The following is a 23,765-nucleotide window of genomic DNA, read 5'->3' as shown; positions in this document are numbered from 1 at the left end:
CTTTGAACAGGCTGGTGAAGATGGGTGCGGTCACACAAAACTGGCGTCGGGCGGGGCTGGCCATCCTGTTTCTGCTGGTCGGCGGGACCGCTGCGGCACGGGCGGAGGTCCCGTCCCTGCCGACCATCCTGCCGGTCCCGCCCAGCGACCAGCCGCCGCTGTCTTCGGCGCTGCGGGAAACCAATCCAGGGACGGAGTATCTGGACCTTGCAAGTGTTGGCTATACGGAGGCGGAATATTATCTCTCCGGCACCGCCCCCGCCATCACGGCACAGGGGGCGGTGCTGTTCCAGGCCCCCTATATCACCCGTATCCTGGTGCGCCGGCCCACCGACCCGGCAAAGTTCAACGGCACCGTTGTTATCGAGCCCTTTACCTGGATTGGGGAGCGGGGGGCTGGCTGGATTCTGACGCGGGACTATCTGGTGCGCCGCGGCTATGCCTGGGTTGGCTATACGCTGAACATCAACAAGCCGGCCGCCGATCCCAAGACGACGACCGACCCGGCCTGGACGCCCGATCCGGAGCCGCAGAACCTGAATTTTGATTTCATGCGCCGGTTCGATTATGCGCGCTATGCCCCGCTGGGCAGCTATTACGACCCGGCGCGGTTCCGGCGGGGCGATCATGCCGACCCGTTTGTGCCGCAATCGCAGGGGATCGGGGCGCAACTGGCCCTGGCGCTGAAATCCAACCTGACCGACGGCCCTCTGGCCGGATTGCGGGTGCAGCGTGTCTATGTGAACAGTTGGGCCGTCACAGCGCAGGTCTGGATGGATTATCTGGACCAGGGCCGGCATCAGCAATGGCGCTTGCCGGATGGTGGGCCCTTGATCGACGCCTATATGACCGGCCGCATGTCCTTTGGCGAGGTGGGGGGCGATGCCATCCGTATCCCCCGGCAGATGCCGGACACGGCTCCCTTCGTCACCATCTATAGCCAGTCGGAGGCGATGCATGACGCGCTGGAAGGCATCGCCCTGCCGCCCGACAGCGATACGCCCCGGCTGCGCTATTACGAGGTGACGGGCATGTCCCACCTGCGTCTGGCCGATCTGGGTACGCAGGAGGTGGAGGATATGCCGGCGGATGTGGGCAAGGAAAATGACCCGAACTGCCAGCATTTCTACGATGAACCGGCGGAGATGGTGGTATCGGCCCTGTTTGACGCCATGGATCATTGGGTACGCACGGGCCAGCCCATGCCGAAGGTACAGCGCCTGACGCGGGCCGGGGCTGGCATCGCCCGCGATGCGCGCACCGGGAACATGCTGGGCGGCGTGCGGCCGCCCTGGGTCACTGTGCCGGCCGCCGCCTATCTGACCGATCAGGAAACCGGCTGCGGTCTGGTCTTCGACACCAAGCGCCCCTATCCGCGCGCGACGCTGAAGGCGCTTTACGGCGATTTCGCCAGTTATGAACGCCGGTTTCAGGCTGCGACACAGGCGGCCGTCCGCCAGGGCTTTCTGCTGCCCGAGGATGCAGCACGGCTGCGACCGGCGGCCAGCCCCGCCGATTTCCAGGCGGGAGGGCGACCGTGAGCACGATTGATCCTGGCTTTATTTTAAGCATAAAATATCCTGTCTCAGGAATGAATGCCCCCAATTCTGCATCGGTGGCCGCCTTGCCGGCCGCTGTGACGATCTGCGCGAGGATGTGGTGAGCAGCGAAACAGTCTTTTCCCGGTTTGTCTCAACGGCCAGTGCCTATCCAGGGCACCCGTTCCTGAATGTTCTGCCCGAAACGGCGGTGCTCTATGGCATCGCGGCGGGGGAAATCACCTATGGCCAGATGCTGGACCGGGTGCAGGCGCGGCAGGCGGCCTTGCGTGCCGCCGGTGTCGGCACGGGCACGCGCATCGGTCTGCTGCTGGAAAACCGGCCTGATTTCATTGAAATCTGGTTTGCCGCCAACGGGCTGGGCGCCTCCGTCGTGCCGATCAATCCCGATCTGCGCCGCAGTGAGCTGGAATATCTGATCGGCCATTCGGAAATGGCGGCCGCCTTTATCCTGCCCCACCGGCTGGAAGAGGTGGCGGCCGCCGCGCGCAGTGCCGGCAGCGCCCTGGTGGCGGTGACGCCACAGGATACGCTGTCGGCGCTGGCTGGCGGGACGGGGGAGGCTACCCCGCCCGATCGCGATACGGAAGCCGCACTGCTCTATACCTCCGGCACCACGGGTGCGCCGAAGGGCTGTGTGCTGACCAATGAATATTTCCTGCATTCCGGCGACTGGTACCGCGATGTCGGCGGGCTGATTTCCTTGCAGTCGGGGCAGGAGCGGATGCTGACGCCACTGCCGGTCTTCCATATGAACGCCATGGCGGTGTCGGTGCTGGCCATGGTCACCCTGGGCGGCTGTCTGACCGTTCTGGATCGCTTCCATCCCGGCACATGGTGGGATGCGGTGCGGCAGAGCCGGGCCACCTGCCTGCATTATCTGGGGGTCATGCCCTCCATCCTGATGAAGGCCCCGCCGGCGGATGCTGACCGCGCCCATTCCGTGCGTTTCGGCTTCGGGGCCGGGGTGCCGCGTGAACTGCATGGCCCGTTTGAGGAGCGCTTTGGCTTCCCGCTGATCGAGGCTTGGGCCATGACGGAGACGGGCAGCGGCGGCGTCATCTGCGCCAGCCGGGAGCCGCGCAAGATCGGCAGCCATTGCTTTGGCCGCCCGACAGAGGCGGTGGAAATCCGCCTTGTCGATGATCAGGACAACGAGGTTGGCACGGATGTGCCAGGTGAATTGCTGGTGCGCCGCGCCGGGGCCAACCCGCGCTATGGCTTCTTCAAGGAATATCTGAAGAACCCGGAGGCCACGGCAGAGGCCTGGGCCGGCGGCTGGTTCCATACCGGGGACATTGTGTCCCGCGATGCAGATGGTGACCTTCACTTCGTTGATCGCAAGAAGAATGTCATCCGCCGCTCCGGCGAGAATATCGCGGCGGTGGAGGTGGAATCCATCCTGGCCCGCCATCCGCTGATCAAGCAGGCCGCCGTCGCCGCCACGCCCGACGCCCTGCGCGGGGATGAGGTGGCGGCGCTGATCGTGCTGCAGGGCGCGGGGCAGGGGGATCAGGCACTAGCGGAGGAAATCGCCCGCTGGGGCCTGGGCCAGATGGCCTATTACAAGGTGCCGGGCTGGGTGGCCTTTGTCCGCGACCTGCCCAAGACGCCGACGGAAAAAATACTGCGCGCCGCCCTGAAAACCCTGGTCGCTGAAAAGATGGCGGCGGGGCAGTTCCTGGATACCCGCGCCTTGAAGAAGCGACAGGCATGAAACGCACCCGCACTTCCTATGATGGGGTGGTTCTTTGCGCACCGGTGACGGTGCCCTATGAACGCTATTCCAGCCGGACGGCCCATTGGTGGGCCGGTCGGGCGCTGCGGGCCCTGACCGGGGCGACGGGGTTCGGCCCTGGTGACATTGACGGCTTCTGCTTTGCCAGCTTTTCCGCTGCGCCCGACACGGCCGTCGGTATGGTGCAGCATCTGGGCCTGTCGCCGCGCTGGCTGGACCATCTGCCCACCGGTGGGGCCAGCGGTGTGATGGCGCTGCGGCGGGCCGCCAGGGCGGTGCAATGTGGCGATGCCGATATTGTCGCCTGTGTCGCCGCCGATACCAACCATCTGGACAGTTTCCGCCAGACGCTGGCCGGCTTCTCCCGCTTTTCGCAGGATGCCGTCTATCCCTATGGTTTTGGCGGGCCGAATGCCACCTTCGCCCTGATCACCGATGCCTATATGCGCACCTATGGCATCGGGCGGGAGCATTTTGGCAAGCTCTGCGTCGCCCAGCGGCGCAATGCCCTGTCCAACCCGTTGGCCCTGATGCGCACGGAACTGACGCTGGACGATTATCTCCGCGCGCGGCCGATTTCCGATCCGGTGCATCTGTTCGACTGCGTGATGCCCTGCGCCGGGGCAGAGGCCTTCATCGTCACCACGCCGGAAATCGCGGCGGCGCGCGGACTGAAGACCGCGCGCATCCTGGCCACCATCGAACGGCACAATGCCTTTCCCGACGATCCGGTGCAGTTGCGCGGTGGCTGGGCTATGGATGTGGATGATCTCTGGTCCATGGCCGGGATCGGCCCGGAACAGGTGCATATGCTGCAGGCCTATGATGATTATCCGGTGATCGTCGCCATGCAGTTGGAGGATCTGGGCTTCTGCCCCAAGGGGCAGGCGGCCGATTTCATCGCGCGCACCGGGTTTGAAATCGACGGCGACCTGCCGCTGAACACCAATGGCGGCCAATTGTCGGCTGGTCAGGCTGGGGCCGCCGGCGGCTTTCAGAATGTGACCGAGGGGCTGCGGCAGGTGCTGCACCAACCTTTGGGCGCCCAGGTGCCGGATGCCAGAACCGCGGCACTGTCCGGCTTCGGGCTGGTGAATTATGACCGTGGCGTCTGCACCGCCGCCGCTGTGATCGAGGCCTGCCGATGAGCCAGCATCCCCCCCGCGACAAGCGCGATCCCCTGGCCCGGCGCAAGGAACGCCACGTTCCGCCGGGCCTGCGCAGTTCCGCGATGCACGCCCTGTCCGCCCGCGCGGCGGCCGGACGTTTCGTGCTGCAGGCCTGCCAGGATTGTGGTGCCGTGACCTATCCGCCGCGCGATGCCTGCCCCCGGTGCTGGGGCGAACTGGTCTGGCAGGATCAGGCGCGCGGTGCCGTGGTGCTGTGTGAGACCACGATCCGCGCCACCACCGACCTTTATTTCCGCGATCATCTGCCCTGGCGCATGGGCAAGCTGGCGCTGGATGCCGGCCCCACGGTGCTGGCCCATCTGCACGCCGACCTGAAGCCGGATGATCGGGCCGAGATGCATCTGATGCTGGACAAGGGCGGCAACGCCGCCCTGTTCGCCCTGCCTGCCGGGGGGAGGCCCGATATGGATGACCATCAATGGTGTGAATTCACCGTGCCGGTGAAGGACCGGATCGTGTTGGTCAGTGACGCGCGCAGCGCCATTGGCCGGGCCGTGGTGAAGGCCCTGCATTCGGCGGGTGCCGGCCTGATCTTTGCCGGCATGGCCCCGCCAGCCCGTGCGGCCGACCTGACGGACGAACTGTCGGGCCTGGACCGGGTGCAGACCCTGCCGTTTGACATCACCGACAGTTCGCTGGTGGCAGAGGGCATCAGCAAAATTGCCGGGCCACTGGATATCGTCATCAACACCGCGCGTTTCGTGCGCGGCGGCCGCAATCTGGTGGACCAGAAGCGGATGATGGATATCGCTGTTCTGGGCTTCATGCGCCTGTCGGCCGCCTGTGCGCCCCTGCTGGCCGGGCGGCCCGCCGGGGCCTTTGTCGATCTTGTCTCCATCCAGGCCCTGGCGGGGGAAGCCGGTTTTGCCGGCTACGCCGCTGCTGAGGCGGCGCGGCTGTCGCTGCTGCAGAGCTTTCGGCACGACATGCGGGCCCAGGGGGTGCGCGTGCTGTCCATCTTCAGCGGCCCCAGCGATGACGAGGATCATCAGTCGGTGCCGCCGCCCAAGGTGGCGCCATCCCGGCTGGCGCGCGAGGTTGTCGAGGCGCTGCACATGGGACGGGAAATAAGCTGCGTCGGCGAGGTCGCCAGTGACGCCATGGAACGCTGGCTGGCCGATCCGGCCCTTTTTGTACGGGAGAAGAACCTGTGACCGCCCTGGACCCCACCCTGGCCGGCCTGATCGCCGGCATCGCCACGCAGCGCATCCGCACCGTGGACCTGACCAATATCCTGTCGCCGGATTTCCCGGTTATCGTGCTGCCAGCCGAATTCGGCCAGTGCGAGCCGTTCCGGATGGAGACCGTGTCCCGCTATGACGGCAACGGCCCGGCCTGGTACTGGAACAATATCTCCATGAATGAACATACCGGCACGCATTTCGATGCGCCGGCCCATTGGATCACCGGCCGCGACGTGCCCAACGGCACCGTGGATGCGGTCAGCCCTGCGGATTTCATCCATCCGGCCGTCGTCATCGATATCAGCAATGAGGCCGCAGCGGATGAGGATTTCATCGTCACCCGCGCCTTTCTGGAGGCGTGGGAGGCCAGCCATGGCCCGATCCCGCCGCGCCATTGGATCTTGCTGCGCAGCGACTGGTCGAAGCGGGTGGGCACACTGTCTTACCTGAACCTGAAGGATGATGGCGCCCATTCACCGGGGCCGGATGCCGGCGCCATGCGCTTTCTGGTGCAGGAACGCGACTGCGTGGGGTTGGGGGTGGAAACGGTGGGCACCGATGCCGGGCAGGCCGCCCATTTCAACGAACCGCTGCCGGCCCATTCCATCCTGCATGGGAATGGCCGGTTCGGCCTGCAATGCCTGACCAACCTGGACCAGTTGCCGGCTTTCGGGTCAGTGATCGTGGCCATGCCGTTGAAAATCAAGGGCGGATCGGGCAGCCCGCTGCGGGTGATGGCGCTGGTGGCTGGCCACTGAAATGCGCATAGGACGGGGGTTACAGTACCGTTACGGCGGCGGTGAGCGCTTCTTTCTCCCCCGATAGGCCCCTTGGAAGCCGCCCGCTGTACCCCGTAGCAAACCGTTTCAACCTGTCGGGCGGGGTCAGACGTCCGGTATCCATAAAATGTCGTCGGGCAGCGTGCGCCAGTGGAGGGGCAGCTGCCAGCCCCCACGATCCGGCGCTGCTGGCCGACGACCCATAAGGGGAGAGCTTCACAGATGTCCATTCAAACATTCAGCCAATGGCTCTATGCCACGCCACTTGCTGTGGCGTTCCGGGAGATGGTCTGGTTTATCCCGACGGTGCAGACCATTCATATCCTGGCCATCGCCATTCTGGTCGGGGCGGCCCTGGTTTCCAACCTGCGGCTGGCGGGTATCATCGCCACCGACGAGACGCCGGCGGCGGTGGTGCGCCGCTATCTGCCCTGGATGGGGCCTGCCCTGATCGTGCTGCTGTCAACCGGCACCCTGCTGGTGATTGCCGAGCCGGGGCGTACACTGGGCAACACGGTATTCTGGGTCAAGATGGTGCTGGTTCTGTCCGGCTTTGCCCTGACGCGGGGCTTTCAGAAGCCGGTATTGGCACTGCAGCCGGTTGGTGCCGCACCCGTGGCCCTGGCGAAGCCAGCCGCCTGGCTGTCCCTGGTTGTCTGGGGCGCGGTGATCTTCTGCGGACGTTTCATCGCCTATACCTGACGATCCGCCGCACCAAGACTTTTCAACATAATCCAGAAAGAGCGGGGGGCTGACATGTCCTTGCAGAACATGCTGCTGGCACTTTATGAATCTGATCTTTCCCTGTGGATTCGCCAGAATCCGCCGGTTTTCCCAACCCTTGAATCCTTCCATGTGATTGCCATCGCGCTGGTGTTCGGCACCATCCTGATTGTTGATCTGCGCTTGATCGGCTTTACCGCGCATCGGCGCAGCATCGACAAGTTGATCACCGAATTGCTGCCCTTCACCTGGGGTGCCTTTGCGCTGGCTGTGGTGACCGGGCTGCTGATGTTCGTGGCCAATGCCCCGGCCTATATGAACAATGCCCAATTCCTGTGGAAGATGGTGGTGATCGCGGCGGCGGGCATCAATATGATGATCTTCCATGCCACGATTTATCGCCGCATCGCCGATTGGGATGTGACGATCCCGCCACCCAACGCCGCCCGCACCGCCGGCGTGCTGTCCATCACCTTGTGGCTGACCGTAATCTATCTGGGCCGCTGGATCGGCTTCACGCTGGAGACGTTCTTCTGAGGGGATGCCTTTACAAGTTTCTGTTTATTATCAAAACATCGCCGCATTCTCACCGTCACCCATGCTGCGGCCGGGGTCCAGTTCATAGAGCGAAGCGCCTGTGATTCTGGACCCCGGCCGCAGCATGGGTGATGGTTTTTGAGATAGATCTGTTAAATTCATTGAAATGACATAAAAATATACAGATTTTTACTTTCATATTTATGCAAAAACTTCTCTACTATTGCTATTCGTCTTTATCTGTTCCAACGGCCCTGGTGATCAAAACCGATCACCAGGGCCTTATCGTTGGCAATCACGCCGCCGGCAACAGCCCGGCATTCATGCGGGCGCGCATTTCCACCGGCCAGGGGATGGCGCGGCGGGTTTGCAGGTCCATGCAGACCAGCACGACATTGGCGCGCAATCTCACCCGGTCATCGCCGCTGAACACAATATGCAGATGGCAACTGGTGCGGCCGATATCGCGCGTGGAAATGGCGATGGTCAGCAAATCGCCCAACTCGCTGGGGGAGAGGAATTCCGTTTCCAGCTTTACCGTGGGCACGCCGATATGGCGGTCAATATGCAGGCTTTTGAAATCATGGCCCAGCGCCTGGGCGCACCAATCCTCCACGGCGGCATTCAGCATTTCAAAATAGCGCGGGTAGAAGACAATCCCGGCCGGGTCCACCTGGGAGAAGCGGACCTGGGTGGTGGTTTCAAAGGGCATGTCATGTTCCTCTGGACAGCAGTGCCCGAAGCTCCGTCAAAAGCTCCAGCAGGACTTCCATCCGTTCAGGGGGAAAATCGCGGAATGTCTCCGCAATCCATTGATGGTGGGCTTCGGCCAAGGTTACGAAATGGGCCCGGCCGGCCTTGGTCAGGGAGACGATGGCCGACCGGGCATCCCGCGGGTCGGTCACCGATTGCAGCAGGCCCTGGGCCTGAAGCTGGCGCACGATGGAAGTGACATTGCCGTTGGAGACCAGCAGCGCGCGCGACAGCGCGCTCATGCTCAGCCCCTCCGGTGCACGGTAGAGTGCGGCCATCACATCGAAGCGGGGCAGGGTGGTGTCAAACTGCTCCTCAAAATTGCGACGCAGCCGCTTTTCCCCCACCTTGGCGCAGGTGAGCAGGCGGATCCACATCCGCAGCTCCATCGAACCTGCACCCACCGGCGGGCGCTCATCAAAAATCTCGGTTTCGGCTGTCATGCGTATTCTTGTTGGTGACTGGTGGCGTGGGGAAGGTTCGGCATGGACCAGCATCCGGTGCCAGCCCAAGCGCCAGGAACCAGACAGGTTGATCCGTCCGGCCTCTCCCCGGTGGATAGTTTATGTTTAAAGCAAATTGGCAAAATAGCCAAGCGGCTTGCTGCCGGTCAACCCGGCAGCGACGCCAAAAAAGCCCCTTTCGACGATGCTTTTTCTCGTCAGCGGATCGACCGGACCAGCAGGCTGCTCCGGCTCAGCGCCAGATCGCCGGTGGCCTTGATCTCAAACAGCGCTTCATAATTGCCATGGATGCCGGCATCAGCCTCCAGGCTGCGCAATTGTTCGGGATTGCCGACCAGGGCCGCCATGTTGCGCACCGCCGTGTCTCCAATGCCGGCAACGATGAAGATGCGCTGGCCCAGCGGCGTCACCAGGCTGGCAATATAGCCATAATCGACCTGCCCGCCCGGCTGGCCGGGGTCAATCGTGGCGACGAACCGCTTGCCGGAAGGAAGGTCCGTCAGGACATTATAGGCCTCCCCCGGCTGGATACCGGATATCTGCGCCAGCAGCGGGGCCACACGGCCCAGGTTGGCGAAACGCCCGACATAGATGATGTTCGCATTGTCCAGCATCTCCGCCCCCAGTTTGGAGGCCGGGATCAGTGGTACATGGCCGCTGCTGTTGGCGCGGAAACGCCCAATGGCATTTTGCACATCCCAGGCGGCCACCGTCGTGCCGACCGGTGCAAAATTCAGGTCCAGATCATACAGCCGGTAGAATGCCTCTGGATGGGTTTGCAGATAGCTGCCCAGATTTTCCCGCGACCGGATGCCCGGCTCCAGCACCATGCGCTGGATATCGCGCTGATCCTCCGTTTCGCCGATCAGAAATGTGTCGCCGACAACCACATGGGCCGGGCCAGTGCCCAAGGGCTGCCAGAAGGCGGTGGCCCGCAATTTATGGCCCAGCGGTTCCACCCGCACGCTGGACCAGAGCAGCCAGAGCCCGAAGCTGCCGGATATCAGCACCAGCAGGATGGCGAGCAGGCTGGCAAAGGAAAGGGTCGCGGCCCTCTGCGGGACCGGGGGTGGTGCCGGTTCTTCGGTGGGCTGTTCAAACGGCACCGCCTCGGCCGGCGTCACCAGGATGATCCGGTATTCGCCCTTGGGGATTTCCAGTTTCGCACCGGTCTTCCCGGCATAGAAATCGCCCAACCGTTTGCGCAGCCGGTGCACATAGACCCGCACCCCGGAATCCAGCGACGCGGCCGTATCACCCGCCCCGTCGCGGCCGAACACGGCCAGCGCGATTTCAATTTCTTTCGGGGCGCGTTCGTCCTGGGATCGTTCCACCAGAAAGTTGAAAAGTTGCAACAACGTGGCCGAGCGTGCGTTTGTCAACTCGGCCCGGACCTTGATCACCTCTTCCGCGAAGCTGTCCGCCGACGCGGACACCTCGTCTGACTGCGGGGGATTCATGCCTTCCTGCTCCGTCTATTCTTCATTCGGCTTTTTTTATGTCCGGCCGCCCCAAGGGGCTGTGCTGTCCGCAGCAGGTTTTTGACGCTGCGGCTGCCCTCTGAAAAAGCAGAGGCGGCGGGCCGAATACCCTTGTCTCCCAACCTAGCAGGAAGGGTTGTATTTGTTCAGAAAATGTTTGGCATACGTAACGAATGGTCGAAAAATTCTGCTGCCCGTCCGGGGCATCCGCCTATCGTGAATTGCGGGAATAGCGGCCGGGCGGCATTCCGGTCCAATCCTTGAAGGCGCGGGAAAAGGTGGCAGTGTCGGAATAGCCCAACTGTTCGGCCGCCACCGACAGCGGCAGGTCGGGGCTGCCCAGGATCAGCCGGGCCCGCTCCTGCCGCGCCTCCTGCAACAGCAGCCGGAAGGAGGTTCCTTCCTCCATCAGGCGCCGGCGCAGGGACCGTTCGGAGAGTTTCAGCTCCGCCGCCGCGGCGGCGCAATCGACATGGGTACGGCCCAGCCGGCGGCTGATGATATCCTTGGTCAAGGCGGCCAGCCCTTCCGCCGGTTTGCTGTCCGGCCCCATCAGGTCCAGCAGGTGCCATTCCAGGATGCTCTTCAGCTTCTGGTCTTCCGATGGAATGGCGCTGGCGAAGGGCCGGTCGAGATCCTCATTGCGGATGGTCAGCCCGTTGGCCACCTGGCTGCCGCTCACCGGGGCACGGAAGAAACGGGCCAACGCCTCCTCCCGTCCGGTGATGGCATGTTCGAACTGCACCGATACCGGCGCCCAGCGGCTGTTGGTCAATTGGCGGATCAGATGGGCGTGGCCGGAAATGGCAAATTCCGCATCCTGGCGCCGGGGCCAGATATCCGCATCCTCAATCCGATAGGCATAGGTGGTGCAGTCCGGGCCGATATGGCTGTCGAACAGGGTGCGGCTTTGCAAACGCGACTGGAAGGTGGCCAGATAATCCAGCGCCCCCCGCAGGGTGCCAGAGGCGCGCAACAGCGCATAAAACGGCCCCAGATCGGCCAGCCCGAAGGAAAGCCCCATTTCCAGCCCCAGATCAGGCCGATCCAGCTTGGCGGCCGCATGTTCCAGCAGCGCCACATAGCGGTGCAGCGGCACCCGCTCATAGGGCGTATCAAGCTGGGACAGGAAAAACCCATGCTCACGCAGCAACGGATCAATGCGCCCATCCATATCGGACAGCACATTCAGCAGGGCAGTGAGAAACAGTGCCCGGATGGTGGGCGGGGTGCCGGTGTTATGATGTTCCGGCTCCGACGATGCTCGGCTTTTCGGCATTCGACGCAAGACCTTTCCTGACCGATTCTGCAAAGCAGTGGTCCCGACCTGCAATTTACACACAACCATGCGCGGACGAAACTGCTGTTCGTCCGCACAGGATTGTTGCCCCCCGTGCCTGCGCGCCGTCGGCGCGCCGGGCCGCCGCTGCACCCATGTTCCCTATCAGGTTGGACCCATGAGCACCCTGCCCAAGATCGATTTCATCTACCTTTCCGAGCCGGACATGATCCGGGCCGGCGTGACCGATATGGCGGCCTGCGTCGACACGATGGAGGAGATGTTCCGCCTGCTGCACGCCGGTGATTACCGCATGGCGGGGCCGGACAGCAATTCCCACGGCGCCATCGTGATCTTCCCGGAAGAATCACCCTTTCCCAACATGCCCAAGCAGACGGCCGACCGGCGTTTCATGGCCATGCCGGCCTATCTGGGCGGGAATTTCCACACGGCGGGCATGAAATGGTACGGCTCCAACATTGAAAACCGTACCAAGGGCCTGCCGCGTTCCATCCTGATGTTCATCCTGAATGATGCCGATACGGGTGCGCCGCTGGCGCTGATGTCGGCCAACCTGCTGTCGGCCTATCGAACCGGCGCAGTACCGGGGGTGGGGGCGCGGCATCTGGCGCGCAAGGACAGCCGGGTTGTCGGCATTCTGGGGCCGGGCGTGATGGCCCGCACCTCGCTGGCCGCCTTCATGGCCGCTTGCCCCGGCATCGATACGGTGAAGCTGAAGGGGCGGGGGCAGCAGAATGTCGACGCCTTCCGCGCCTGGATGGCCCAGACCTATCCGCAAATCACCAATGTGCAGGTGGTGGAGACGGATGAACAGGTGGTGCGCGATTGCGATATCGTCACGTTCTGCGCTTCCGTCGCCACCGGTGACCCGTCGATCTATCCGACGGTGAAGCGGGAATGGGTGCGTCCTGGCACCTTTCTGGCCATGCCGGCGCCTTGCAACATCGATGCAGGCATGGAAGCGCCGGAAATCCGCAAGGTGCTGGATTTCACGGGCATTTACGAAACCTATCAGGCCGAACACCCCAAGCCGGTGCACAAGATCATCCCGGCCGTGGGTGTGCGCTTCTTCGATTTGGTCGATGAAGGCCGGATCGACCGTAACCAGTTGGAAGATCTGGGCCGCATCGCGGCCGGCGATGCGCCGGGCCGCCGCAATGATGATGAAATCATCATCCTGTCGGTCGGCGGCATGGCGGTGGAAGACGTTGCCTGGGGCACGCAGGTCTATCGCAACGCCCTGGCCAACAATATCGGCGTGAAGCTGAACCTGTGGGACGTGCCCGCCCTGCGCTGAGGCTGTCGTTCCCCAATATTCAATACCCGTCTGAGAGAGAAAAATGACCGATATCATCAAGGTAAAGACCGGCAACAAGTTCGAGGAACATGGCAGCTACTCCCGCCTTGTCGCCGTCAATGATCTGATTTTCGTCTCCAACACGGCCGGCCGCAATCCCCGCACCAAGGAATTATCGGCGGACCCGGTGGAGCAGTTGCATCAGGCGCTCAACAATATTGAGGGGGCATTGGCCTCGGTGGGGGCGGTGCTGGCCGATGTGGTGGCGGCCCGCGTCTTCGTGCAGTTTCCGGACGATGTTGAAACGGTGATGACTGCCTATGGCGAGCGGATGCGCGGCATCAACCCCACCTTGACCATGACCTGCCCGCCCTTGGGCGCCCAATATTACAAGGTGGAGATCGAGGTCACCGCCTGGCGCGGTGCCTCAAAAGCCGCGGTCAAGGAACTGCTGATTTCCCTGTAAGGCGCACGCCCCTTTTCACGAAAAGGGGGGCGTTTTCCGGTTTCAAGAAACACAAGATTGGCACCCGAAATGGCGGCACCTGACATCACGCCTGTTGAAACCTCCCCCGGCTTTCCAGCGGCCACCAGCGTCGTCATCATCGGGGGCGGCATTATCGGGCTGTCCGCCGCCCTGACTCTGGCGGAGCGCGGCATCCCGGTGGTGGTGCTGGAAAAAGGCCGCATTGCGGGGGAGCAATCGTCCCGCAATCTCGGCTGGGTCCGCAAGATGCTGCGGTCGGTGCCGGATTTGCCAATGGCCCAGATGGCCGATCGGCTCTGGGCGGAAATGCCCGCGCGGATTGGCCATGATTGCGGCTTCCGGCAGGCCGGCATCCTTTATATCGCCCGCACCGATGCCGAAATGACCAAGCATGAGGCCTGGCTGGCCTCTGTTGCGGGGGCCGGGCTGGACAGCCGCCTGTTGAGCCCGCGCCAGATCGCCTCCCTGGTGCCGGGCGGGGTGGGCACCTGGGTTGGCGGCATCCATACCCCGTCCGACGGACGGGCGGAGCCAACCCTGGCCGCCAGCGCCATTGCCAAGGCGGCCCTGGCGAAAGGGGCGGTGATCGTTGAAAATTGCGCCGTGCGCACCCTGTCCCTGAGCGCCGGGGCTGTCAGCGGTGTGGTGACGGAACGGGGGGAAATCCGCTGCGGGCAGGTCATTCTGGCCGGCGGTGTCTGGTCGCGGCGCTTCCTGGGCAATCTCGGCGTCAGCCTGCTGACCCTGCCGCTGGTGGCCTCCGTCCTGCGCACGGCACCGATGGAGGGGCCGTGCGACATCGCCGTTGGCGCGCCGGATTTCTCCTTCCGCAAGCGCCATGATGGGGGCTACACCATCACCCAGCGGGGCGCCCTGTTCGCGCCCTTGACGCTGGACCATCTGCTGATCGGCCCGCGCTATCTCTCCACGCTGCTGGCGCAGTGGCGCAATTTGCGGGTGGCGCTGGGCCGGGAATTCCGGGACGATCTGGCACTGCCCCGGCGTTGGGGTGCCTCTGACCTGTCCCCGTTTGAGCGCGTCCGCACCATGGACCCGCCGGTCAATCAGGGCCTGAATGACGAGGCGATGCGCAATCTGGTGGCCGCATGGCCGACCTTCAAGCAGGCGCAGGTGGCCCAGGCCTGGGGTGGGATGATCGATGTGACGCCGGATTCCCTGCCGGTGATCAGCCCGGTGGCAAAGATACCGGGGCTGGTGCTGGCATCGGGCTTTTCCGGTCACGGGTTCGGCATCGGCCCGGCCGCTGGGCAATTGGCGGCCGATCTGGCGACGGGTGCGCCGCCCTCGCTCGACCCGACGCCTTATCGGCTGGACCGGTTCTGACAGGGAAGGGACGGCCTGTCTGCCGCCCCTATTGCCAACGCCGCCTGTGCCCCTATGCGCTGAGTTTCTCCCGTGCCTTCCCCGCGAAAGCGGGGACCCAGGGGCCACAAGAACAATGGTGGGCGCTCTTGGCCCCTGGACCCCCGCTTTCGCGGGGGAGGCACGGAAGGGGCAAGTAACTAACTTAACATCTATGCTTCAGACCAGCCCGCGCGCTTCCAGCCGCATACAGACGGCCTTCGGCTCGGTGAAGGATTTCATCGCCTCGTTGCCGAATTCATGCCCCAGGCCGGACAGCTTGTGCCCGCCGAAGGGCATGGCCAGATCCAGCACATTATGAGTGTTCAGCCAAACCGTGCCGGCATCGATCCGCTCAGCCAATAGATGCGCGCGGTCCAGGTCGCGCGTCCAGATGCTGGCGGCCAGCCCAAAGGGCGTGTCATTGGCCATGCGCACGATATCGGCCGCATCATCCACCCGCACGGCGCAGACGACGGGGCCAAAAATCTCCTCCTGCATCACCGACATCTGGGATGAGACACCGGCCAGCACGGTGGGCTTGTAGAACCAGCCATCCCCTTCCCCTGGGCAGCCGCCTGCCACGGCACTGGCCCCTTCGGCCAACCCGGCTTCCACCATGGCGGCCACCCGGCTGCGGTGGCGGGCGGAAATCAGCGGCCCCATCTGGGTGGCGGGATCGAAGGCGGAGCCCAGTTTCAGGTTGCGGGCGATGTCGCACACCCCTTCCATCACCTTGTCATAGATCGGTGCCTCGATCAGCAGGCGGGAACCGGCGGTGCAAATCTGCCCGGAATTGGCGAAGATGGCCGCCGCTGCCCCCGGAATGGCCCGGTCCAGATCGGCATCGGCCAGAATGATGGCCGGCGACTTGCCCCCCAGTTCCAGCGTGACCCGCTTCATGGTCTGGGCGGCCGAGGCCAGGATATTCTGTCCGGTGACGGTGGAGCCGGTAAAGGCGATCTTGCGCACCAGCGGGTGGTTGACCAGGGCCGTGCCGATTTCCGGCCCGTGGCCGGTGATGATATTCACGGCACCGGCAGGGAACCCGGCTTCCAGGATCAATTCCCCCAGGCGCAGCGCCGTCAGCGAGGTTTCCAGCGCCGGTTTCAGCACCACGGTGCAGCCAAAGGCGATGGCCGGTGCGATCTTCTGGATCGCCTGGCCAATGGGGAAGTTCCAGGGCGTGATACCGGCGACCACGCCGACCGGCCGGCGCTGGGTATAGGCACGGTAAACCGCATCCTCCGGCACCAATGGCGAATGGCTGACATATTCCCCGGCGATTTTGGAGGCCCAGCCGGCGTAATAACGCAGCCCGTCAATGGTGAATTGCAGGTCGATGGCGCGGGTGACGTTGAGCAGCTTGCCGCTGTCCAGCGCCTCCAGCCGGGCCAGTTCCTCCCGGTGTTCCTCCACCAGCAGGGCCAGCCGTTCCAGCAGGCGGCCGCGATCCAGCGGCCGCATGGTGCGCCATTCCCGGCTTTCAAAACACCGATGTGCCGCCTGTACCGCGCGGTCGACATCGTCAATGGTGCAGGCGTGAAGCTGGGTGATCACCCGGCCGGTGGACGGGTCGATCGTATCGACCATGCGGTCCGGCCGCAGCGGTTCCACTAATTGCCCGTCGATCAGCGGCAGGCCACGGGGCAGCCGCGGCAGGGGATGGGGTGCCGCAGGGCCATCGGGCGCGCGGTTTTGGGCGGATTGGGTCATCTCTCACTCCACAATGTTCATTGGCCGCCCCGCCCGGGCCCTTTGGCCCTGCCGGCGGGGTTTGCATCAGGCTGTTGCTGTCCGGGCCGTATCGCCCACCGCCGTGTCGGCGCTGCGGCCTTCCTCGACCTGGGTTGAGCCGACCCGGCGATAGGTGGCCGGGCGGAATTTGCGCAAATAGGTGCCGTGGGCCAGGCCGATGATGGCCACCGCCACGAACAGGAACGGCAACCGGTTGACGGCCGCCAGATTGGTGCCGGTCAGTGCGGAATAGTTTTCCAGCGACAGATAGGTTGCCACCGCAATCAGCAGGCCGCCGATCAGGGGCGACAAGGTCTTGCCCAGCGAATATTCATGGCGACGGGCGAAATAGACCGGGATGGACAGGGACGTCACCGTCAGCAAAATCTCCAGCCCAACCGCCCCCATGGAAGAAAGGCTGGTGGCGAGGTTCAGCAGCGGGTCCAGCCCCGCCAGGGCAAACACCCCGACAATGGCGGAAAAGATCACGGTCAACAGGATGCAGGCCATATAGGGCGAACCATGCACCGGATGCGCCCGGCCCAGCGGGGCCGGCAACAGCCCGTCGCGTGACAGGGCGTACATATAGCGAGTGATATTGTTGAAAAAGCCCAGGGCGGCGGCGAACAGGCTGGTGACGGTCAGCAGGTTCAGCGCATTGCGCCCGAATTCCCCCAGATGCTGGGCCGCGATGCCAGAGACGAGGCGGCCGGGATCGGCCGCCGCCACGGCCTGAATCTTTTCCGGCGTGGCCGCCAGCACCAGACACCAGGAGGACAGCACATAGAAGCTGCCCAGCACCAGCACCGCGCCATAGGTGGCGCGGGGGATGGTGACCTTGCGGTTCTTCGCCTCTTCCTGATAGATCGCCGTCGCTTCAAACCCGATACAGCCGTTGATGGCGTAGATCACCCCGATGCCCAGGCCGGGGGCGAAGATGGTGGAAGGCGTGAAGCTGCTGAAATCCAGCCCGGCAAAGCCCCGGTCATAAAGGATCAGCACGTCGATCAGCAGGATCAGCCCCACTTCCAGCAGCAAGGCCACCGTCAGCACCTTGGCGGCCATTGTGATCTTGCGATAGCCGAGCCAAGTGATGGCCACCATGGCAATGGCGGCCCAGATTTCCCAGCGGCTGCTGATGCCGAACATGCTGTGCAGAAAGTCCGAGGCAAAAAAGGCCATGGCACCCAGGGTGGAGGTGCCGGCGCAGATATAGGCCACCACCGCCGTATAGGCGGCGGCAATCCCCGTCTCTTTGTTCAGGCTGACGGCGATATAGGCATAAAAGGCACCGGCATTTTTCACATGCGGCATCATCCGCACATAACCCACGGCGAACAGCAGCATCACGGCGCAGATGCCCAACTGCGTCCCCGGCATCCCGGCGCCGTTGCCGAAGGCGAAGGCCAGCGGAATGATCCCCGCCAGCACGCCCATCGGCGCGGCACAGGCCAGGATCATGAAAATAATGTCGTTCGTTCCCAGCATTCCGGCCAACAGCCGGTTGGGGGGTTCAGTACCGGAAACGGGATTGCTCATGGCGATGGTGCAGTCCTGGATTCAGGGGTGGTGGCAGCCCGCACAAGGGGATGCCCGTCCTGGCGAACGACGGAAAGAAGGGGGCCAGTCCCGGCCAGGACGCCCGTCAAAGGGCGGCAACAGAGCCGGGGCGGAAAACCTTCCCACGAAAAATTGTTATAGGCATAAAATATCTTGCCTCAGCGTCAGATGCAAGTATGTTGGTGGAAACAACAGCGCCGCCACGGCGCATCGGGTTTGAACAGGCGCACACTGACATCGCGGCTTCTTCCGGGCCGTCACCATCCTGCCAGGCGGCAGGTGGGGGCGGTATCCGCTGCGTATTGCCAGGTGCCCGCAATATCCACGGACAGGGACGTCACATAAGGAGGGGCTATGGTCAGGCTCTTGAACAATAACGGGTATCATCTGATGGCTGGAAAACAGGTCTCCCGTTACGCGCTGGCGGTGGGGCTGGCCCTGGCGGGGCTGGGCAGCAACCCCGCTTCTGCCCAGCAGAAAGCGTCCACCGCCACGGCATCTGCAGAAACGGGCGGGATGCTGGAGGAAATCGTTGTCTCCGCCCGCCGGCGGGATGAAAAACTGACGGATGTGCCGGTTTCCATCACCGCCTTTTCGTCTGACTTTCTGGAGAAGCAGAATATCCAGAGTTTCACCGACTATGCGACGAAGATCCCCAATCTGACCTTCCAATATGGTCAGGGGTCGGATGTCTCTTCGGTCGGTTTCAGCGGCGGGCGTCAGACAACGATCCGTGGCGTGGTCGGGGCTGAGACCACCGCCTATTATATGAATGACACGCCCGTCCCCTCGACAGTCAGCCCGCAGGCGCTGGGCCTGGACCGGATTGAGGTGTTGAAGGGGCCGCAGGGCACCCTGTTCGGTGCCAGTTCCATGGGCGGCAATGTGCGCTTCATCACCAAGAAGCCGTCCTTGTCTGACCAGCATTCCTCGGCACAGGTACAGGTTGGCGGCACCAATGGCGGCGGGCCCGATGCCGGCGTCAATGCGCTGACCAATGTGGTGCTGACGCCCGATAAGCTGGCGCTGAATGTCGCGCTGAACGCCCAGCGGGAATCCGGCTTCATCAAGCGCGCCTTTCCCGACGCCAATGGCCAGCCGTTCGTCAAGGACGGGCAGGGGCGCAATGACAGCCTGTCGGGCACGGTCACCCTGCGCGCCGCCCTGACGGAGAAGCTGGAAGCCACCGTCACCGGGATGGGCGAGATCTCCAAGCTGCACGGTTTCCCGGCCGCCTATCTGCCGCTGCCGGGTTTCAAACCGGTATCCTACACCCTCAACCGTGACCATGATGTGCAGGAATATTCCCGCAACCGCTGGGGCATTGGTTCCGTGGTGCTGAATTATGAGGGGGAGGGCTTTGCCGTCACCTCCTCCACCAGCGTCTTTGCCCGCAAGGTGCAGGAGCTGGAGGATGGGACGGAGGGCACCAACCAGTATTTCAAGCGTGAACTGGGTGCTGATCTGGGCAACCCCGCCCTTTACGTCATCAGCATCAACAAGGAAGAGCGCTATACCCACGAAAGCCGCATTTCCTTTGACGATGGCACGCTGTTGCCCAACCTGTCGGGCGTGGCCGGCTTTTTCTATCAGCGCAAGGATCAGACCTTCCGCCAGCCGGCCATCCGGGTGCCGGAACTGCTCAAGGCGGGCTTTCCGCAGGATTATCAGAACGAAGTCACCATTCCCAAGCATGAAGACAATGTCGCTGTCTTTGGTGAGTTGTACTACGACATTGTGCCGAAGCTGACGCTGACCTTGGGGCTGCGGCATTACTGGATCACCCAGCGGGTGGAAGAAAATCTCAGCACCGGCATGGTCAACCCGCCCGAAGGGGCCTTTGTGCCGGAACTGAAAAATTTCCAGGCCGGCTTCGTGCCCAAGGCGGTCATCTCCTACAAGATGACGGACGAGGGCACGGTCTACGCTTCGGCCTCCAAGGGCTTCCGCGTTGGCGGGGCGCAGGCGCCGCTGCCCACCTTCTGCGCCAATGATCTGGCGGCCATCGGCGTCAGCCAGTCCCAGTCCCAGCGCTATAGCCCCGACACGGTGTGGAGCTATGAGGTCGGGGCCAAGGATCGGGTGGCCGGCGGGCGGCTGAATGTCTCGGCGGCAGCCTTCCAGATTGACTGGACCGACGTGCAGCAGGCGGTGCCGCTGCCGGGCTGCTCTCTCAGTTTCACCACCAATGCCGGCAAGGCACGCATCCGGGGCGGTGAGCTGGAAGTGTCGGGGCGTCCCTTCACCGGTATCCCGTTCACCTTGCAGGTGGGGCTTGGGTACACAGATGCGGTGCTGCAAGATCCGGGGCTGGTGCCGTTGGCACCGGGTTCACGGCTGGCGCAGGTGCCGCGCTGGACGGGCACCGTCTCCGGCTATTACGAAACGCCGGTCAGCACAGAGACCGACCTGTTCATGTCGGCTGACTATAGTTACACCGGCACGGTGCCGGTGCCGAACCTGGACGGGAACGGTTTTCTGAACCGCCCGGCCTTCAATCTGGTCAATGCCAGTATCGGCCTGCGCTTCGACAATGCCACCCTCTCCCTCTATGGCAAGAACCTGCTGGATAAACGGCTGAATTTCGGCAACCTCTACCCGTCCGCGTTCCTGCGGCGGGAGATGTTGTCGGGTGGTGGCTTCCGTTACCTGCCGGTGGGCGCTGTCAGCCGTCCGTTGCAGATCGGTGTGCAGTATAAGGTGGAGTTCTGATGCTGCTACCAGGGGGGAGGCCGCGTGGGTGCGGCCTTCCCCCATTTTTATTCTGTTACGGGGCTGTGCAACGGTTTCATGACCGTTATCCGGCCATGAAGCCCCTGATGAGCGGATAGAATGGCGTGGTCGGCCCCCGCCATTGATCGGCAAGATCGGGCCGACCTTGTGGAGAAACCCGACATGACAGCAGCAGAGGGTGCCGCACGGCTGGTGCGGCGCGGTGATGATGGCCTTCTATCCGGAGGGGGTGCGCGCTCATGAAATTCGGCTTGCGAAGCAGGGGGAAAACCCGCACGAACCGTCTGTCACCAGCCCGCCGCTTTCGCCAGCGGCCGCTCTGGGCGGTGCTGGCACTGGTCATGGGCAGTGGTGTGTTGTACGGAGTTGACCGGTGGCAGTCAGCGGATGCCGCCGCCCCCAAAGCCGACGCCCCGGCCTTTCAAGCCCATGCCACTATCCATGAATTGATGGAACATATGGTTGATCCCGCCGCCGATGGGGTGTGGGATGCCGTGGCCGTCATCAGCAATGAGGCGGGGGTTGAGAAGCGCCAGCCGCGCACGCCAGAGGAATGGCAAGCGGTGCGCGCCCACGCCATGATGCTGCTGGAAGCGATGAACCTGCTGTTGATCGAAGGTCGGCGGGTGGCAGCGCCGGGGGCCGAAGCGCATTTCGGTGAACATCCGCCGGCGCAGATTGAAGCCATGATCAAGGAAAACCGGCCGGCCTTCATCGGCTTCACCGAAGGGGTGCGGCAGACGACGCTGCAGGCGCTGGCCGCCATCGACAAGCAGGATGTGCAGGCTCTGGTGGTTGCCGGTGGGCACCTGGATGAGGCGTGCGAGGCCTGCCATATCAGCTTCTGGTATTCGATCCCGGCCACCTTGCCAAAGGCGGCGAAGTGATGCCAATCCGCCGAGGGTTTGACCCTTGGCGGATTGGAGGCCGGCGACCGCCGGCCCGCGGGCCCATGCCCGCGCAAGCCAAGGGCGCGGATGCGCCCGCCCGGCGACTGAGGGAACACAAAATCTCCCAGGATCGGTCACGATCAAGGGAGATAGTTATGAGATTTGAAAAGGGCGGGACGACGTAGCGCTGACATTCAACAGCAAAACATCGTCCTCCCCCTGATCAGGTGACCGGATGCAGATGGTGATAGGCGCCATTGCCATAAACCAGCGGGTGAAACGGATCGCTGATGCGGATCGCTCCGGCCTTGCCGATAAAAATCCGGTGCGATCCGTAATCGATCATGCCGTCGACGCAGCAGCGGATGCTGCATTGCGCATCCGGCAGATAGGGGATGCCATCATCAAAGCAGCGCCAGTCATTGCCCAGAAAACGTTCCGCCTGGGCGCGGCTGCTGCCAAAGGTGCTGGCGATGTCCGCCTGATCCCCATTCAGCACATTGATACAGAAGGTCCGACCGGGCGCCAGGGCCGCGCATAAGGATGAACGCTGGTTGATGCAGACCAGCAGGGACGGCGGATCGGCCGACAGGGAACAGACGGCCGTGGCGGTAATGCCCAGCCTTGCCCCGTCGGCCAGCCCGGTGATGATGCAGACCCCGCCGGCCAGCCGCCGCATGGCCAGGCGGAATTCATCCGCCAGCGCCGGCATTGCGCCGGCGCTGGCGGATGGGGTGGCGATTTCACTCATGCGCCGATGCTCCCCTGGCTTTCAGATATCCTGATTGTCATTTTCGATGCCCAGCAGCATCGCCCCGCGATTGCGCCCATAGGGGTAGGGGTTGTTGGCGACATGCGCACGGGCGCTGTGGATATCCAGGAAAGCCTGGCGGATCGGGTTGCCCCGGAACAGCGCCTTGGCCCCGCTGAATTCCATCAGCAGATCAATGCCGCGCACGCAGCGGCTGACCGTCGCCGTGGTGGCAGCGGCCAGGGCGGCGCGGCGTTCCAGCGGCCAGTCATTGGCCACCGCCCGGTCCAGCAGCTCGGTCAGATCGCGTTCGATCACCAGCACCTGTTCATCCAGGATGCGCTCCACCTCGGAAATGGTGAACTGTACAGAGGTGTCGCGGGCCAGCCGTTCACCGGTATAGGTGGTCCGTCGTGATCGGGTGGCCTCGATAAAGGCTTCCAACGCATGTTTCAGCGTACCCAGGGAGGTGCTGGAAACGGTGCGGTTGAAAATCTGCGCGAAGGGGATTTTGTACAGCGGCGCCGTATTGACCGCATGGCCGGGGCAGCGCATGTCAAACAGATCCTGGTCCCGCACCGTGCGATATTCCGGCACGAAGGCGTTCTCCACCAGAATGTCATTGCTGCCGGTACCCTGCAGCCCCATCACATCCCAATTGTCCAGCACCTGATAATCGGCGCGCGGCAACAGGAAATTGCGGGGTTCGGGCGGGGCGCCCGGTGTTTCGGACGGAATATTGGCGCCCAGGATCACCCAGTCGCAATGGCCCGAACCGCTGGAAAAGCCCCAGCGACCACTGAGCCGATAGCCGCCTTCTACCCGCGTCACCCGCCCGACGGGCATATAGGAGGAACAGATGCGCACATTATCGTCGCTGCCCCAGACTTCCTGTGCGGCACGGTCATCGAACAGGGCCAGTTCCCAATTATGCACGGCCACCACGGCATAGACCCAGGCCGTGCTCATGCAGCCTTCCGCCAGGGTGCGGGCGATGCGACCATAGGTGAGCGGCGACATTTCATAGCCGCCATAGCGTTTGGGCTGCAGCACGCGGAAAAAGCCCGCTTCCTGCAATTCGTGGATTGTTTCCGCCGATACCTGACCGGCCTTCAGCGTCGCCGCCTCCCGGCTGCGCAGGACGGGGATCATGGCGGCGGCGTGCGCCACCAGCTCTTCCGCCGTCGGGTGATCCCGACGGGCCATCTGTGAAACCGACATGATGCATCTCCCAGATATT

Annotated in this window: 20 protein-coding genes; 12 read left to right on the top strand and 8 right to left on the bottom strand. The window is 63.5% G+C overall.

Going from position 1 to position 23,765, the window contains the following annotated elements:
• Positions 1–20: 20 nt before the first annotated feature.
• The 7 genes from PCJ49_RS02985 (at position 21) to PCJ49_RS02955 (ending at position 7,710) form a co-directional block, all read left to right on the top strand.
• Entirely contained in the window at positions 21–1,541 is a 1,521-nt protein-coding gene (locus tag PCJ49_RS02985) for an alpha/beta hydrolase domain-containing protein (protein ID WP_269909641.1), read from the top strand.
• 118 nt (positions 1,542–1,659) lie between these two features.
• Positions 1,660–3,276 carry an AMP-binding protein gene (locus tag PCJ49_RS02980; RefSeq protein ID WP_269909640.1) on the top strand — a complete coding sequence of 539 codons (1,617 nt, stop codon included), beginning with the start codon at positions 1,660–1,662 and terminating at the stop codon, positions 3,274–3,276.
• A complete protein-coding gene (locus tag PCJ49_RS02975) occupies positions 3,273–4,445 on the top strand; it encodes a thiolase family protein (protein ID WP_269909639.1) in 1,173 nt (390 codons plus the stop codon). The genes PCJ49_RS02980 and PCJ49_RS02975 overlap by 4 nt, the downstream gene beginning before the upstream one ends.
• A complete protein-coding gene (locus tag PCJ49_RS02970; protein ID WP_269909638.1) occupies positions 4,442–5,641 on the top strand; it encodes an SDR family NAD(P)-dependent oxidoreductase in 1,200 nt (399 codons plus the stop codon). The genes PCJ49_RS02975 and PCJ49_RS02970 overlap by 4 nt, the downstream gene beginning before the upstream one ends.
• The gene (locus PCJ49_RS02965; RefSeq protein WP_269909637.1) at positions 5,638–6,429 is read left to right on the top strand and encodes a cyclase family protein; all 792 of its coding nucleotides are present in this window, start codon (positions 5,638–5,640) and stop codon (positions 6,427–6,429) included. Before PCJ49_RS02970 ends, PCJ49_RS02965 begins: the two co-directional genes overlap by 4 nt.
• 243 nt (positions 6,430–6,672) lie before the next feature.
• Entirely contained in the window at positions 6,673–7,152 is a 480-nt protein-coding gene (locus PCJ49_RS02960) for a DUF6644 family protein (protein WP_089288902.1), read from the top strand.
• Between the two features lie 54 nt (positions 7,153–7,206).
• A complete protein-coding gene (locus PCJ49_RS02955) occupies positions 7,207–7,710 on the top strand; it encodes a DUF6644 family protein (RefSeq protein ID WP_269909636.1) in 504 nt (167 codons plus the stop codon).
• 295 nt (positions 7,711–8,005) lie between these two features.
• On the opposite strand, the gene PCJ49_RS02950 is transcribed toward PCJ49_RS02955, so the two are convergent.
• The 4 genes from PCJ49_RS02950 to PCJ49_RS02935 form a co-directional block, all read right to left on the bottom strand.
• Entirely contained in the window at positions 8,006–8,422 is a 417-nt protein-coding gene (locus PCJ49_RS02950; protein WP_089288900.1) for a thioesterase family protein, read from the bottom strand.
• Position 8,423: 1 nt separating this feature from the next.
• Positions 8,424–8,906 carry a MarR family transcriptional regulator gene (locus PCJ49_RS02945; RefSeq protein WP_269909635.1) on the bottom strand — a complete coding sequence of 161 codons (483 nt, stop codon included), beginning with the start codon at positions 8,904–8,906 and terminating at the stop codon, positions 8,424–8,426.
• A gap of 218 nt (positions 8,907–9,124) precedes the next feature.
• Positions 9,125–10,387 (bottom strand): hypothetical protein, encoded by a 1,263-nt coding sequence (locus PCJ49_RS02940; RefSeq protein WP_269909634.1) that lies wholly within the window; start codon positions 10,385–10,387, stop codon positions 9,125–9,127.
• A gap of 232 nt (positions 10,388–10,619) precedes the next feature.
• A complete protein-coding gene (locus PCJ49_RS02935; RefSeq protein ID WP_269909633.1) occupies positions 10,620–11,687 on the bottom strand; it encodes an AraC family transcriptional regulator in 1,068 nt (355 codons plus the stop codon).
• Positions 11,688–11,865: 178 nt separating this feature from the next.
• Between PCJ49_RS02935 and PCJ49_RS02930 the strand changes: the two genes are divergently transcribed.
• The 3 genes from PCJ49_RS02930 to PCJ49_RS02920 are packed head-to-tail and all read left to right on the top strand — an operon-like array spanning position 11,866 to position 14,836.
• On the top strand, positions 11,866–13,005 hold the full coding sequence (locus PCJ49_RS02930; protein WP_269909632.1) for a tyramine oxidase subunit B: 1,140 nt from the start codon (positions 11,866–11,868) through the stop codon (positions 13,003–13,005).
• A 43-nt stretch (positions 13,006–13,048) separates the two neighbouring features.
• Positions 13,049–13,471, top strand: coding sequence for a Rid family hydrolase (locus PCJ49_RS02925; protein ID WP_269909631.1), 423 nt, complete (start codon positions 13,049–13,051; stop codon positions 13,469–13,471).
• A gap of 57 nt (positions 13,472–13,528) precedes the next feature.
• Positions 13,529–14,836, top strand: a complete 1,308-nt coding sequence (locus PCJ49_RS02920; RefSeq protein ID WP_269909630.1) for an FAD-binding oxidoreductase — start codon at positions 13,529–13,531, stop codon at positions 14,834–14,836.
• Between the two features lie 198 nt (positions 14,837–15,034).
• On the opposite strand, the gene PCJ49_RS02915 is transcribed toward PCJ49_RS02920, so the two are convergent.
• Positions 15,035–16,570: an aldehyde dehydrogenase family protein gene (locus PCJ49_RS02915; protein WP_269909629.1), complete on the bottom strand. Its 1,536-nt coding sequence runs from the start codon at positions 16,568–16,570 to the stop codon at positions 15,035–15,037.
• A gap of 66 nt (positions 16,571–16,636) precedes the next feature.
• The gene (locus tag PCJ49_RS02910) at positions 16,637–18,130 is read right to left on the bottom strand and encodes an APC family permease (RefSeq protein ID WP_269909628.1); all 1,494 of its coding nucleotides are present in this window, start codon (positions 18,128–18,130) and stop codon (positions 16,637–16,639) included.
• A gap of 411 nt (positions 18,131–18,541) precedes the next feature.
• Between PCJ49_RS02910 and PCJ49_RS02905 the strand changes: the two genes are divergently transcribed.
• Complete coding sequence (locus PCJ49_RS02905) at positions 18,542–20,863, top strand: TonB-dependent receptor (protein WP_269909627.1); 2,322 nt, start codon at positions 18,542–18,544, stop codon at positions 20,861–20,863.
• A 479-nt stretch (positions 20,864–21,342) separates the two neighbouring features.
• Positions 21,343–21,771: a hypothetical protein gene (locus PCJ49_RS02900; RefSeq protein ID WP_269909626.1), complete on the top strand. Its 429-nt coding sequence runs from the start codon at positions 21,343–21,345 to the stop codon at positions 21,769–21,771.
• 226 nt (positions 21,772–21,997) lie between these two features.
• On the opposite strand, the gene PCJ49_RS02895 is transcribed toward PCJ49_RS02900, so the two are convergent.
• Positions 21,998–22,525, bottom strand: coding sequence for a flavin reductase family protein (locus PCJ49_RS02895; RefSeq protein WP_269909625.1), 528 nt, complete (start codon positions 22,523–22,525; stop codon positions 21,998–22,000).
• A 21-nt stretch (positions 22,526–22,546) separates the two neighbouring features.
• Positions 22,547–23,746 carry an acyl-CoA dehydrogenase family protein gene (locus PCJ49_RS02890; RefSeq protein WP_200819968.1) on the bottom strand — a complete coding sequence of 400 codons (1,200 nt, stop codon included), beginning with the start codon at positions 23,744–23,746 and terminating at the stop codon, positions 22,547–22,549.
• Positions 23,747–23,765: the final 19 nt, after the last annotated feature.

This window comes from Niveispirillum sp. BGYR6 (assembly GCF_027568365.1).
Classification (GTDB): Bacteria; Pseudomonadota; Alphaproteobacteria; order Azospirillales; family Azospirillaceae; genus Niveispirillum.
Note: the sequence above shows the minus strand (reverse complement) of the source record. Positions and strands in the feature narration are given on the sequence as shown.

Coding starts and splice junctions, on each gene's coding strand:
- PCJ49_RS02925 (WP_269909631.1), top strand. CDS start 13,049: ATGACCGATATCATCAAGGTAAAGACCGGCAACAAGTTCGAGGAACAT.
- PCJ49_RS02970 (WP_269909638.1), top strand. CDS start 4,442: ATGAGCCAGCATCCCCCCCGCGACAAGCGCGATCCCCTGGCCCGGCGC.
- PCJ49_RS02905 (WP_269909627.1), top strand. CDS start 18,542: ATGGCTGGAAAACAGGTCTCCCGTTACGCGCTGGCGGTGGGGCTGGCC.
- PCJ49_RS02955 (WP_269909636.1), top strand. CDS start 7,207: ATGTCCTTGCAGAACATGCTGCTGGCACTTTATGAATCTGATCTTTCC.
- PCJ49_RS02930 (WP_269909632.1), top strand. CDS start 11,866: ATGAGCACCCTGCCCAAGATCGATTTCATCTACCTTTCCGAGCCGGAC.
- PCJ49_RS02945 (WP_269909635.1), bottom strand. CDS start 8,906: ATGACAGCCGAAACCGAGATTTTTGATGAGCGCCCGCCGGTGGGTGCA.
- PCJ49_RS02890 (WP_200819968.1), bottom strand. CDS start 23,746: ATGTCGGTTTCACAGATGGCCCGTCGGGATCACCCGACGGCGGAAGAG.
- PCJ49_RS02940 (WP_269909634.1), bottom strand. CDS start 10,387: ATGAATCCCCCGCAGTCAGACGAGGTGTCCGCGTCGGCGGACAGCTTC.
- PCJ49_RS02985 (WP_269909641.1), top strand. CDS start 21: ATGGGTGCGGTCACACAAAACTGGCGTCGGGCGGGGCTGGCCATCCTG.
- PCJ49_RS02975 (WP_269909639.1), top strand. CDS start 3,273: ATGAAACGCACCCGCACTTCCTATGATGGGGTGGTTCTTTGCGCACCG.
- PCJ49_RS02900 (WP_269909626.1), top strand. CDS start 21,343: ATGGTTGATCCCGCCGCCGATGGGGTGTGGGATGCCGTGGCCGTCATC.
- PCJ49_RS02895 (WP_269909625.1), bottom strand. CDS start 22,525: ATGAGTGAAATCGCCACCCCATCCGCCAGCGCCGGCGCAATGCCGGCG.
- PCJ49_RS02915 (WP_269909629.1), bottom strand. CDS start 16,570: ATGACCCAATCCGCCCAAAACCGCGCGCCCGATGGCCCTGCGGCACCC.
- PCJ49_RS02935 (WP_269909633.1), bottom strand. CDS start 11,687: ATGCCGAAAAGCCGAGCATCGTCGGAGCCGGAACATCATAACACCGGC.
- PCJ49_RS02960 (WP_089288902.1), top strand. CDS start 6,673: ATGTCCATTCAAACATTCAGCCAATGGCTCTATGCCACGCCACTTGCT.
- PCJ49_RS02910 (WP_269909628.1), bottom strand. CDS start 18,130: ATGAGCAATCCCGTTTCCGGTACTGAACCCCCCAACCGGCTGTTGGCC.
- PCJ49_RS02950 (WP_089288900.1), bottom strand. CDS start 8,422: ATGCCCTTTGAAACCACCACCCAGGTCCGCTTCTCCCAGGTGGACCCG.